This window comes from Metabacillus halosaccharovorans, assembly GCF_002019635.1.
In the GTDB taxonomy this organism is placed as follows: domain Bacteria; phylum Bacillota; class Bacilli; order Bacillales; family Bacillaceae; genus Metabacillus; species Metabacillus halosaccharovorans.
This window is the reverse complement of sequence record NZ_KV917372.1, coordinates 1,700,336-1,712,608: the sequence shown is the minus strand read 5'-3', so window position 1 is coordinate 1,712,608 and position 12,273 is coordinate 1,700,336. Positions and strand designations below refer to the sequence as shown.

The 12,273-nt window shown below is 36.3% G+C and carries 10 protein-coding genes; 8 read left to right on the top strand and 2 right to left on the bottom strand.

Going from position 1 to position 12,273, the window contains the following annotated elements; translation table 11 throughout:
* Positions 1-3: 3 nt before the first annotated feature.
* Positions 4-1,197, bottom strand: coding sequence for a multidrug efflux MFS transporter NorA (norA, locus tag BK577_RS22415; protein WP_078434980.1), 1,194 nt, complete (start codon positions 1,195-1,197; stop codon positions 4-6).
* A gap of 456 nt (positions 1,198-1,653) precedes the next feature.
* Between norA and sda the strand changes: the two genes are divergently transcribed.
* Positions 1,654-1,791, top strand: a complete 138-nt coding sequence (gene sda, locus BK577_RS22410; RefSeq protein ID WP_078434979.1) for a sporulation histidine kinase inhibitor Sda — start codon at positions 1,654-1,656, stop codon at positions 1,789-1,791.
* 110 nt (positions 1,792-1,901) lie between these two features.
* Here sda and BK577_RS22405 read toward each other — a convergent pair whose 3' ends face one another.
* A complete protein-coding gene (locus BK577_RS22405) occupies positions 1,902-2,777 on the bottom strand; it encodes a LysR family transcriptional regulator (RefSeq protein ID WP_078434978.1) in 876 nt (291 codons plus the stop codon).
* 139 nt (positions 2,778-2,916) lie between these two features.
* Here BK577_RS22405 and BK577_RS22400 point away from each other — a divergent pair, with 139 nt between their 5' ends.
* From BK577_RS22400 to BK577_RS22370, 7 genes are all read left to right on the top strand, one after another.
* Positions 2,917-4,119: an acetyl-CoA C-acetyltransferase gene (locus BK577_RS22400; RefSeq protein ID WP_078434977.1), complete on the top strand. Its 1,203-nt coding sequence runs from the start codon at positions 2,917-2,919 to the stop codon at positions 4,117-4,119.
* A gap of 2 nt (positions 4,120-4,121) precedes the next feature.
* The gene (locus BK577_RS22395; protein ID WP_078434976.1) at positions 4,122-4,811 is read left to right on the top strand and encodes a CoA transferase subunit A; all 690 of its coding nucleotides are present in this window, start codon (positions 4,122-4,124) and stop codon (positions 4,809-4,811) included.
* Between the two features lie 18 nt (positions 4,812-4,829).
* On the top strand, positions 4,830-5,489 hold the full coding sequence (locus BK577_RS22390) for a CoA transferase subunit B (protein ID WP_078434975.1): 660 nt from the start codon (positions 4,830-4,832) through the stop codon (positions 5,487-5,489).
* A gap of 731 nt (positions 5,490-6,220) precedes the next feature.
* Positions 6,221-7,090: an ABC transporter permease gene (locus BK577_RS22385; RefSeq protein ID WP_372496259.1), complete on the top strand. Its 870-nt coding sequence runs from the start codon at positions 6,221-6,223 to the stop codon at positions 7,088-7,090.
* A 57-nt stretch (positions 7,091-7,147) separates the two neighbouring features.
* The gene (locus tag BK577_RS22380) at positions 7,148-8,008 is read left to right on the top strand and encodes a carbohydrate ABC transporter permease (protein ID WP_078435367.1); all 861 of its coding nucleotides are present in this window, start codon (positions 7,148-7,150) and stop codon (positions 8,006-8,008) included.
* Between the two features lie 69 nt (positions 8,009-8,077).
* Positions 8,078-9,655, top strand: coding sequence for an ABC transporter substrate-binding protein (locus BK577_RS22375; RefSeq protein WP_078434973.1), 1,578 nt, complete (start codon positions 8,078-8,080; stop codon positions 9,653-9,655).
* A 98-nt stretch (positions 9,656-9,753) separates the two neighbouring features.
* The gene (locus tag BK577_RS22370; RefSeq protein WP_078434972.1) at positions 9,754-12,123 is read left to right on the top strand and encodes a glycoside hydrolase family 2 TIM barrel-domain containing protein; all 2,370 of its coding nucleotides are present in this window, start codon (positions 9,754-9,756) and stop codon (positions 12,121-12,123) included.
* The last annotated feature ends 150 nt before the right edge of the window (positions 12,124-12,273 follow it).

Below are 12,273 nucleotides of genomic sequence, written 5' to 3'. Positions count from 1 at the left end.
TCATTACTGTTTTGAACTCGTTAATTTGGCTGGTGAAGCTTTAGCATAAGACTGTTGTTTCCAAACGAGAGTTAATCCTGTGCCAATAGCTAAAAAAACCGTCGCAAAATAAAATGGATAATTTAAATTTATATCAAATAGTATACCTCCAATAATTGGACCAAACACATTTCCAATACTCGTAAACATTGAATTCATACCACCTACAAAACCTTGTTCGTTTCCGGCAATCTTAGAAAGATAGGTGGTTACAGCAGGTCTCATTAAATCAAATCCTATAAAAACGATAATTGTTGTAAATAAAATCAAAAAGTATTGATTGACAATGGTGACAAATAAGACAAGAATCGCTGAAAATAAGAGGCTGTACCGAATTAAACGAATTTCTCCAAGCCATTTTGTCAGTTTATCAAATAAAGCAATTTGAGCAATGGCCCCAACAATAGCTCCCCCAGTAATCATAATTGCAATATCCTTCGGAGTAAATCCAAACTTATGATCAACAAATAGAGCAAACAAAGATTCAAAAGAGGATAAGCCAAATGCTGAAATTAAGATAATCATAAATGAGATGAAATAAACAGGGGAAAAGATTCGATTTAATCCCGCTTTTTGATCTGAATTTTCTCCATATTCCATATTTCGTTCGGGTTCTTTTAATGTAATCAAAGATAAAACTGCAGCAAAAACACCTAACATTCCAGCAAAGAAAAAGGGGATACGAGTTCCGATTTCTGCTAAAAATCCTCCAATTCCAGGACCGATAATGAATCCTGTTGAAATGGCTGCTGACATGTAGCCAAGTGCTTTCGGTCGTGTTTCTAAAGATGTTGTATCTGCAATAAAGGCAGTTACGGCTGGCATAATAAATGCTGCACTAATACCTCCAAGTATACGTGAGAGAAACAGGACGCTCAGTGTATTTCCGATACCGAATAACAGTTCTGAGATTCCAAATATAAATAAACCTATTACAATCATTCTTTTTCTGCCAAATTGGTCTACCCAACGACCTGCTATTGGGGATACAACTAACTGTGCAACAGCAAATGCCGCAACCATATACCCTACAATTGAGCCAGATAAATGTAACTCATTCATTATTGTAGGAGTAACAGGAATAACAAGTCCTATGCCTAAAAAGGCTATAAATAGATTCAGCAATAATATTGCTAAAGTAATGTTCTGTCTTGACATGCTTATCATCTCCATGAAAGATTTTTTGCAACTACAAGACGTTATTTTAATCTCTCCCTTAAGGGGAGAGTCAACCTTTTTGTTTATAAAAAGGTGAATTAATTAGCTGTTTTCGCAAAGAGTGTTGCTTCTTAATATTGTATTTATTCTATAGTGGAGCGTAATGAAACGAACATATTTTCACCTACAACACTGCATTAATAAACATCAGAGTATGCGAAAAGAGCCATTAATTAAGATTAATAGAATGAGTGTCCCTTACCTAATATGGGATAGAACGGTGAATCGAGGTGTATCACATTTTGTTTTATTTAGAAAGAAATTTTCCTAACAGCAAATAAGGATAATAAATAAACGAACAAGGATATAGAAACACTGATGTAAATATCTTATTATACTTATAGTAAACGCTTTCAACTAGAAGGAATAAGCATAAATAATGGGGGAAGTACTAATATGTTAAAAGAATTAAGTAACGAGTTATTAATTAGTTTATATAAAAAAGCAGTTATCTTAAGCCAGGATACTAAAATAATTAGAGTTTTAAAGGAAGAAATACAAAAACGAAATCTATTACAACTAATAGACGGTTAATTAGTTTTTTACTAATAGAATGTACAGTAAGCTCGAATTCTTTGTATTCAAGGAATCCGAGCTTATTTATTTAGCAGAAGAAATAATGAATGAAATGGAAAAGATTTATGTTAAAAATCCTCTGAAACAAACTCCAAAAGAGCCCTGACAGCAAAAGATTGATATCTGTCTTTTTTCGTAATAAATCCAAGCTCCCACATAGGTGGAGACAATAATGTAATCATCTTGATATTGTGATGATCCATCTTTCTATAGATAGACCTCGGTAATAGCGTAATACCAAGCTCCGCTCCAACCAATTCTGTTATTAAATCCCACTGTGAGCTTTCATATGCGATATTTGGTTGAAAGCCTGATTTTTGACACTCGTTAATAATCAATTTATGTAAGGCAAATTCCCGATTGAAAAGAATAAAATGTTCTTCTGCTAATTGCCTGATGGTAACCTCTTTCGATTCTGCTAGTCGATGCTTTGTACTTGTATAAAGCATGAATTCTTCTTTTATAAACGGAGTAATTTTGAACTTACTATGATCTGTTGGAAACACAATGATTCCCACATCAACATGACCCTCATCTACTAAGTGTTCAATTCGTTTAGCACCGAGTTCAACTAATTCTAATTCTACCTCTGGATAGTGCTTATTGAATTTTTTCGCTATTGCGGGGAAAAAAAGCGTCCCAATTAATGGAGGTATGCCAATCTTAATTTTCCCTGTTGGCAAATTGATTAAATCATCTAAAAGGACAGATAGCTCATCTGTAGCTCCTAATATTTTAGTAGCTTGTTTGAAGACAATTTCTCCTGCATCAGTCAATTTTAATGAACGTGTTGACCGTTCAAATAGTTCCACTCTGAGCTCTGTTTCTAATTTTTTTATTGATTTACTTAAGGTTGGTTGTGAGATATAGGCACTTTCAGCTGCTTTAGTGAAGCTGCCGTATTGTGCTACTTCGGTAAAAAATTTTAGATCTTTTAATTCCAAATTTATCACCTACTTATTCTATTTTGGAATGAAAAATATAACTATTATTCATTTTACTCATAAGTAGGAATGCTGTAAATTAATAAGTAAATATATGGTGGAAACTCCGAATAAACTGTTGATGGGGAGGAACTGGTTGATGGAAAATAATGAGGTTGTAATTGTAAGCGCTTTAAGAACGCCGATAGGTCAATTTGGAGGAAGCTTAAAAAATATTAGTGCCGTCCAATTAGGTTCACATGTAATTAAAGCGGTGATCGAAAAAGTTGGAATTAGTGGAGATCAAATTGATGAAGTCATCATGGGAAATGTTCTTCAAGCAGGTCTTGGGCAGAACCCGGCTAGGCAATCTGCTATACACGCAGGGCTTCCTGAACATGTTTCTGCTTTTACATTAAATAAAGTGTGTGGATCAGGATTGAAAGCCGTTCATTTAGCGACTCAAGCCATTTTAACAGGAGATGCTGAAATCGTTGTTGCCGGTGGAATGGAAAATATGAGTCAAGCACCTTATTTATCTATGGGAGCTAGAGAAGGGTTTCGAATGGGAGATCAGAAGCTCATTGATAGTATGATTCATGATGGATTGTGGTGTGCTTTTAATGATTATCATATGGGAATCACGGCTGAAAATATTTGTGACCAATATGAAGTCACACGACAGGAACAAGATGAATTCGCTGCATGGAGCCAAGAAAAAGCAGCAATAGCAATAAATGAAGGGAAATTTAAGGATGAAATTGTAGCTATTGAAATACCACAACGAAAAGGAGAGTCTATTTATTTTGATAAGGATGAATATGTAAAGGCGGGAACAACAGTAGAGAAATTAGGTAAGCTAAGGCCAGCTTTTAAAAAAGATGGACGCGTAACCGCAGGTAATGCTTCAGGAATTAATGATGGAGCAGCTGCTGTACTCATGATGAGTTTACGTAAAGCAAAAGAACTTGGGATCGAACCGTTAGCAAAAATTCGTAGGAACGCAAGCGCAGCCGTTGACCCAAGTTTAATGGGAATAGGGCCAGTGCCAGCTACGAAAAAAGCGTTAAATAAGCTTGGATTTACAATCAATGACATAGATTTAATTGAAGCAAATGAAGCTTTTGCAGCCCAAGCTTTAGCTGTTGGCAAGGAGCTTCAATTCAGGAAGGATAAAGTAAATGTCAATGGTGGTGCCATTGCCCTGGGTCATCCGATTGGAGCAAGTGGTGCAAGAATCCTGACAACATTAATTCATGAATTAAAAAGAAGAAATGGTAAATATGGTTTAGCGACGTTATGTATCGGCGGTGGTCAAGGAGTTTCAACCATAATAGAAAACTATGAAACAAGAGGTGTATGAGGATGAAAAAGATATTTACTAGTTTTGAGGAAGTCGTACAAGACATTAAAGACGGTATGACGTTAATGGTTGGGGGATTTGGATTAGTTGGAATACCAGAGAACCTTATTAAAGCTCTATGTGTAAAAAATGTTAAAGATTTAACCGTGATTTCAAACAACTGTGGAGTTGATGATTGGGGACTTGGACTTTTACTTCAAAATAAACAAATTAAAAAGATGATCTCATCTTATGTTGGTGAAAATAAGGAGTTTGAAAGACAAGTATTAAGCGGGGAGTTGGAGGTACAACTGACACCACAAGGTTCTTTAGCTGAGAAAATACGTGCCGGTGGAGCTGGAATACCTGCCTTTTATACTCCGGCTGGGGTCGGGACTCCTATTGCAGAAGGACGAGAAACAAGACAATTTAATGGAAAGGAATATTTACTCGAAGAATCCCTTACTGCCGATTTTAGTCTTATTAAAGCGTGGAAAGCAGACAAGATGGGAAATGTCATTTATCGAAAAACAGCGCAAAATTTCAATCCTATTATGGCGGCAGCAGGGAAAATCACAATTGCAGAGGTAGAGGAAATTGTGGAAGTTGGCGAATTAGATCCTGATCACATTCATACCCCGAGTATTTATGTTCAAGGGTTAATCGTTGGGAAACATGAAAAGCGAATCGAACGACTTACAGTTCAAGCATAAAATAGAGGAGGACAAAGGATGACGAAAAATGTCAGAGTACAAATCGCACAAAGGGCTGAAAAGGAAATTCAAGATGGATTCTATGTGAATTTAGGCATTGGAATGCCTACAATGGTTGCGAACTATATTTCTGAAAATAAAAATGTGGTCTTGCAATCAGAAAATGGTCTATTAGGTATTGGACCTTATCCGTTGAGAGAAGAAGTAGATCCGGATTTAATTAACGCGGGAAAAGAAACAGTAACCGCAATAGAAGGAGCGAGTTTCTTTAGTAATGCAGAATCCTTTGCCATGATACGCGGCGGCCACATTGATTTGGCTATCCTGGGTGGCATGGAGGTTTCAGAAAATGGTGATCTTGCTAACTGGATGATCCCGGGCAAAATGATAAAAGGGATGGGTGGGGCAATGGATTTAGTTCACGGTGCTAAAAAAATTATTGTGATTATGGAGCATGTGAACAAGGCAGGGCAGCCAAAGATTCTTAAGAAATGCTCGTTACCATTAACAGGCCAAAATGTGGTTGATCGAATAATAACAGATCGAGCAGTTATTGATGTTACGAAGAATGGATTGAAATTGATTGAAGTAGCAAATGGTTATAGTGTTCAGGATGTGATTGAGTCTACAGAGCCTAAGTTGATCATATCCGATCAAGTTGTGAATAGTTCATATTAGAAATTATACAGGAAAGGGGGGGGATTTTCCTGGCCTTAAAGATGGTAAAGCTTCAATTCTTATATTTACATATAGAATTTGAAGCTTTCTTTGTCATTTCTATAAAGTTACATAGAACGGCCAGAATAGGAAACAGAAGTTGAGACTATCCAAGAAAAGGCAATAAAATAAATTTTTAATTTTGAAAAAATGGTATTTACTTTTAATAGGAACGGAACTATAATGAATCTTAAGTAACCGCTTTCAAAAATAGAGTGATAAATAATTAATGTGGCATAAGCATAAAAAGATTATTGTTAAAAATGAAACCCGTTTCATTATTGGTGTACAAACTAAGAACATGTAATAACAATAACATTGAGTTAGTATGCATTTTTATGAAACCCGTTTCATTTTAAATTTTGCAAAAGATATATACTTAGAGTGACTTCTCTGCCAATTAAGGTTTTATGCACTTTTATGAAACCCGTTTCATTTCTAATGGATTCTTTATTTTTCTTCGTTGTCTAAAATGCCTTTCAGTATTAATTACACAGATTGCTATTTGTTTGTGCTTATCAGTAGTACTGGTCATTCTTTTGTTAGATGGTTGCTGCCTTGAAGTTAAGATCATGAGTATAGGGGGGATTTAGATGAAAACCGTTACTGTGCAAACACAGACACCTATTGTTAAAACAAAAACGAAAGAGTCTCGATTTAAAAGAATATGGAAGAACCGAACCCTTCTTCTTATGTGTATGCCTGCCATTATCTTCTTTGCTATATTTGCTTATCTTCCAATGCCGGGACTTTACCTCGCCTTCGTTAATTATGATTATTCACTTGGTATTTTTAAAAGTGCTTTTGTAGGCTTGGAAAATTTTCGTTTCTTGGTTATGACAGGTGATTTATGGAAGTTAACCTTTAATACGATTGCTTATAATCTCGCCTTCATCATCTTAGGTAATTTCCTGCAAATAGCTGTTGCGATCATGCTTAATGAATTAAGAAATAAATGGTTTAAAAAAATATCACAAACCATTATGTTTTTACCACATTTCATTTCCGCCGTTTTAGTTGGTCTTTTAGCCTATAACATACTCAGTTATGATTATGGTTTACTTAATTCATTTTTAGAATTGGTTGGCTTGGATCCGGTACAAACTTATTCGAATCCAGCAATATGGCCATATATCATTGTTATTACTTTCCTCTGGCAATCTACAGGCTATGGATCAATCGTCTATTTCGCTGCCATTATGGGACTTGATAAATCCATTTTAGAAGCTGCAGAAATTGATGGGGCAAATGCTTTTCAACGTATTCGCTATATTATTATTCCTTGGCTAAAGCCTACTTTTATCATCTTGTTACTGTTTTCTTTAGGGGGAGTATTAAAAGGGAACTTCGGATTGTTTTATAACTTAGTTGGTGCTAATAATACAATGCTTTATCCTACCACAGATATAATCGAAACCTATGTATTCCGGACATTAATGACGAATTTTAACTTTTCTTTAGGAAGTGCAGTAAGTTTATATCAATCAATTTTTGGATTCTTTATCGTTATTACAGCTAACTGGATTGTTAAAAAGGTTTCACCGGAAAACTCATTATTCTAAAGGAGGGATGTACTTGTGGAAAATACATATAGACGAAACGTGGATTTTTCTACGATCATGGTTCGTGTGATTGGCTATGGTTGTATTGGGTTATTTGCTCTATGTTGTCTTTTGCCCTTTGTCTTAATTTTATCGTCATCTTTCACTTCTGAGAAGGCGATTATGGAAAGTGGATTTGCATTATGGCCGAAAGAATTTTCTACGTTTGCATATGAAATTGTTTTCCGAAATCCAAGGCTTATTATTGGATCTTATGTTGTAACAATGGGTATTACGATTGTTGGAACTGCTATTGGTTTGTTTATTGTCGCCATGACTGGTTATGCCTTGCAACGTGCGGATTTCCTGTATCGTAATAAAATTTCATTCTATATTTACTTTACAACTCTGTTTTCAGGTGGACTTGTTCCATTTTATCTATTGATCACTCAGTATTTGGATCTGAAAGATAATTATCTTGCCGTATTGCTTCCAGGATTGCTGAGTCCTTTTCTTATCATTATGATGAAGGCGTTTACAAAATCTATTCCCCATGAGATTACAGAATCTGCAAAGATGGATGGTGCAGGTGATTTCACGATCTTCTTAAAATTAATTTTACCTATGTCTACGCCAGCCTTAGCGACAATCGGACTTTTCATTGCCTTGGGATATTGGAATGAATGGTATAATGCCATGCTTTTCCTTTCACCTAATATGGAATATCGGCCTCTTCAGTTGTTTCTTTATAACGTCATTACTAGTGCTGATTTTATAAGAAACTCTGCGGCAGCTTCTAATGTTGCACCACAAGAAATTCCTTTGGAATCTATGAAAATGGCAACAGCCGTCGTGGCCACCGGTCCTGTTATTCTGTTTTATCCGTTTGTACAAAGGTTTTTTATTCAAGGTATTACAATTGGTGCAGTTAAGGGCTAATGAATATGAGTAAGGATTTTTCCTTGTTTCATAGATTAAGAATGAAAAAGATAAAGGGGAGGAAATGAAATGTTGAAGATGAAAAAATTCTTCGTACTAGTCATGGTCATGCTGTTAACCTTTAGCCTTGTGGCATGTAATGGATCCAGTCAAACAAACTCAGAAAACACGAAACCAACTACAAAGGTTAATGAAAATGGGGAAATTGATACTTCAGAATTTGTCAATATTACAATGATGGCGTTAGGGGATAAACCGACAAACGGTCAATTAGAAAAAGTAATGGAGCAAGTAAATGCAAAATTAGAGGAAAAAGTAAATGCTCATCTTGAAATAAAATGGATCGAATGGGCTGATTATATGACGAAATATAATCTCACTCTAGCTTCAGGTGAGCCTGTGGATTTAATTATCACCGCTACTGACTGGTTAGATGCATGGGGTAATGCTCAAAAAGGCGCATTCATGGACATTACTGAACTTCTGCCAACTTATGCACCGAAAACATGGGAAGAAGTTTCTGATGAAAGCTGGGAGCAAACAAAATACAATGGGAAAATTGTTATGATGCCGGAAGACTCTTTTACTCAATGGGTTAACCACGGATTTTTCTACCGCACAGATTGGGCTAAGGAGTTTGGAATTAATGAACCTATCAAAGATTTTGAAACATTAGGTAAGTACTTCCAAGGTATAGTAGATAATAAGCCGGGTGTGATTCCTTGGGATACACCGGGAACAAACGTTACAACAGCATGGGGATATACAACTTCCTATTCTGATCAAATTGAATTACCAATTGCTACAGGAGTATTTCCAATCTACTGGGGTAAATCAGCTGATGATCCGTATACCGTTGTTAGTCCGGTGTTTGAAGATCTTTTTGTAGATTATGCAAAAATGATGAAGGATTGGGCAGATAAAGGATATTGGCGTTCTGATGTATTAAATTATAAAGGTGATACTCGCGCATTATTCCAAGCTGGAAAAACTGGAGCTGATCAGCATCATACTGAAACATTCTCCACTTTGCGTCCGCAAATGGATGTGAAACAACCAGGATCTGAAATCGATATGTTTGCTTGGTCTGATACACGTAATAACTTAATCTCAATGTCTATTACTCATGGAGCTACGGCTGTTGGTGCACATAGCAAAAATCCGGAGCGTGCCCTTATGGTATATGACTTAATTCGCAATGATGAAGAAATTTACAAATTATTTAACTATGGTATTGAAGGAGTTCAATACGAAATCGTAGATGGTAAGCGTGTACGCCCTGAAGGATATGATGAGACAAAAGATTCATTTGCATCTAATTTCTGGGGGGGCCGTGTAGATAAGTTCGAAGTTCCTAGTTCTGACAGATGGGAAGGAATGCCTGAGATTTACGAAGAGTACGATAAAATTAAGAAGCCGTTCCCTTATGGACAATTTGTTTTCGATAGTACACCTGTAGAAGCTGAAATAGCTGCACTTTCACAAGTAACTGCACAAATGGTACCGGCAATTGCATTCGGTAAAGCGGGTGATCCGGAAAAAGCTGTTGAAGATTTCCGTAAGAGATTAGAAGCAGCCGGTTATGAGAAGGTACAAAAGGAAATTCAAAAACAAATGGATGAATATAAAAAGCTTGTTGAAGGTTAAGTAGAAAAAGTGAAAAAAGGGCTATCAAGTATTCATGATAGCCCTTTATCTATCGATTTATTACTCTAAGACAATTTTAAAAAGGAGTGGGGCTGATCATGGTTAATGTCATAACTGAACAATGGAATCCCTCTGTTAAAAGTAGAAAATTTAACTTTGATTGGAAATTTTTAAAAGGTGAAGACACTGATGTACATAAAATTCAGTTTGATGATTCAGATTGGCGTTCAGTAGATTTACCACATGATTGGAGCATAGAAGGTCCGTTTAAGAAGGAATATGCAAGTTCAACCGGGTATTTACCCGGAGGTATTGGTTGGTATCGAAAGGAATTCAGCGTTCCTGATAGCTTGAAAGGGAAAAGGATTATTATCCAGTTCGATGGTATTTATAAAAATAGTGAAGTTTGGATTAATGAACACTTTCTTGGTAAAAGACCTTATGGATACAGCTCATTTCAATATGATTTAACTCCTTTTATAAACTTCGACACACACAAAAATGTCATTGCTGTAAAGGTGGACCACTCAGATTTTGCGGATTCTCGCTGGTATCCGGGATCTGGTATTTACCGAAACGTATTTATCAACTTGACTGATCATGTGTACATCAAGCCGTATGGTATATATATTACAACTCCGAATATTTCAACTTCAGAAGCAGAAATTACCATTCAAACAAGTGTGAAAAATGAAACAAATCACAAAGGTAAAATCCAAATTGAACATCAAATAAAAGATGCTACTGGAAAAAAACTAATAGCTTGTTCTTCTATGGAAACCATTCAAGCAAATAGTGAACAAGACTATCATCATTCTATTATGTTGGAAAAGCCAAATCTTTGGTCACCTGAAAATCCGTATGTATACAGTGTTGAAACGAAGGTGATAAAGAATAGTCAAGTGATTGATACTGAGACCACTCCTCTTGGAGTTCGATATTTTCACTTTGATGTGGACTCTGGGTTTTATCTAAATGGAGAAAATATCAAGATGAAAGGTGTATGTATCCATCATGATGCAGGGTGTCTTGGAGCAGCTGTACCTGATAAGGTTTGGCAAAGGCGTTTGCAACGATTAAAAGAAGCTGGAGTAAATGCGATAAGAATGAGCCATAATCCGCCTGCACCAGAGTTATTGGATATGTGTGATAGGTATGGTTTTTTGGTTCAAGATGAGGCGTTCGATGAATGGGAATATCCCAAAAATAAATGGGTAGAGGGTTGGAATAAAGGCGAACCTTCACTTGACGGGTATGCATCAGACTTTACAGAATGGGCGGAGGCCGATTTAAGAGATATGGTATTAAGGGATCGAAACCATCCATCAATAGTTTTTTGGAGTATTGGAAATGAAATTGATTATCCTAATGATCCCTATTCGCATCCAGTACTTGAAGATCGCTATAAAGCGGAAAAGCCTGAAGCAAAGGGCATGGGTGATATTGCGAAAAGATTGGCAAATGTAGTAAAGCAATATGATCCAACACGGCCAGTAACAGCAGCACTGGCAAGTGTCATTATGTCCAATGAAACAGATTTCCCAAATGCACTTGATGTGGTTGGCTATAACTATCAGGAATTTCGTTATCATAAAGATCATGAAAGATATCCTAATCGAGTCATTTATGGAAGTGAAAACGGGAGACATCATAATGAGTGGAAGGCTGTAAAAAATAATGACTTCGTTTCAGGGCAATTTATTTGGACAGGAATTGATTATTTAGGAGAAGCTCGCGGATGGCCTGTTCGTCATGCAACACCAGGTATGCTTGATCTAGCAGGATTCAAGAAGCCGCTATTCTTTTTTAAACAAAGTCAATGGTCTGAGAAAGATATGGTTTATGTAGGGGTAACGTCTATTAAAGAAGAACACCCTGATCAAATTCATTGGGACCATGAAGTAGTTGGTGCTTGGAAAGGAATGGAAGGCGAACTTGTAAGGGTGGCTTGTTGTACAAATTGCCCGGAAGTAGATTTACTTTTAAATGGTACATCACTTGGTATCAAAAAACAAAAAGACTTCAAAGGTGGATCGATCTATTGGGATATTCCATATGAGGAGGGGACGTTAAAAGCAGTAGGAAAAAGTAACGGTAACATCTGTTGTACCTATGAATTAACTACTGCTGGTATGCCTACAAAGCTGCACCTGCAATCTGATTCAACTACTCTTAAAGCTGACAAACAGGATATAGCACATGTAGAAGTAAATATCCTTGATGTAGATAATCAGCTTGTCTATGAGGCTAATAATCAAATAGACTGTGAGATTGAAGGTCCGGGTGAAATTATTGGATTGGAATGCAGTAACCCAACAAGTCATCAAAATTATAAAGAAACTAACAGAAAGGCCTATCATGGGAAATTATTAATTTATGTTAGAGTCACTGACCAACCGGGGACAATTACATTAAAGGTATCCTCAGATGGTTTGGAAAGTTCCTATGTTGTTATAGAGGTAAAATAATAAAATCCTGGATAAATAGTAAATGAATGTACCCGGAGTTTTTAAAAGGCTGTTTTCCCTAAGATTAATGATATTGGAATATTTTAACTCTATAGTGGAATGGAGCGGAAGACACTCGACTCCTGCAGGAGAAGAGGAAAGGGCGAGACC

What these genes read in the sequence shown, in the direction of transcription:
- BK577_RS22395 (WP_078434976.1), top strand. Translation starts at nt 4,122, where the DNA reads ATGAAAAAGATATTTACTAGTTTTGAGGAAGTCGTACAAGACATTAAA.
- BK577_RS22375 (WP_078434973.1), top strand. Translation starts at nt 8,078, where the DNA reads ATGTTGAAGATGAAAAAATTCTTCGTACTAGTCATGGTCATGCTGTTA.
- norA (WP_078434980.1), bottom strand. Translation starts at nt 1,197, where the DNA reads ATGTCAAGACAGAACATTACTTTAGCAATATTATTGCTGAATCTATTT.
- sda (WP_078434979.1), top strand. Translation starts at nt 1,654, where the DNA reads ATGTTAAAAGAATTAAGTAACGAGTTATTAATTAGTTTATATAAAAAA.
- BK577_RS22390 (WP_078434975.1), top strand. Translation starts at nt 4,830, where the DNA reads ATGACGAAAAATGTCAGAGTACAAATCGCACAAAGGGCTGAAAAGGAA.
- BK577_RS22380 (WP_078435367.1), top strand. Translation starts at nt 7,148, where the DNA reads ATGGTTCGTGTGATTGGCTATGGTTGTATTGGGTTATTTGCTCTATGT.
- BK577_RS22400 (WP_078434977.1), top strand. Translation starts at nt 2,917, where the DNA reads ATGGAAAATAATGAGGTTGTAATTGTAAGCGCTTTAAGAACGCCGATA.
- BK577_RS22385 (WP_372496259.1), top strand. Translation starts at nt 6,221, where the DNA reads ATGTGTATGCCTGCCATTATCTTCTTTGCTATATTTGCTTATCTTCCA.
- BK577_RS22370 (WP_078434972.1), top strand. Translation starts at nt 9,754, where the DNA reads ATGGTTAATGTCATAACTGAACAATGGAATCCCTCTGTTAAAAGTAGA.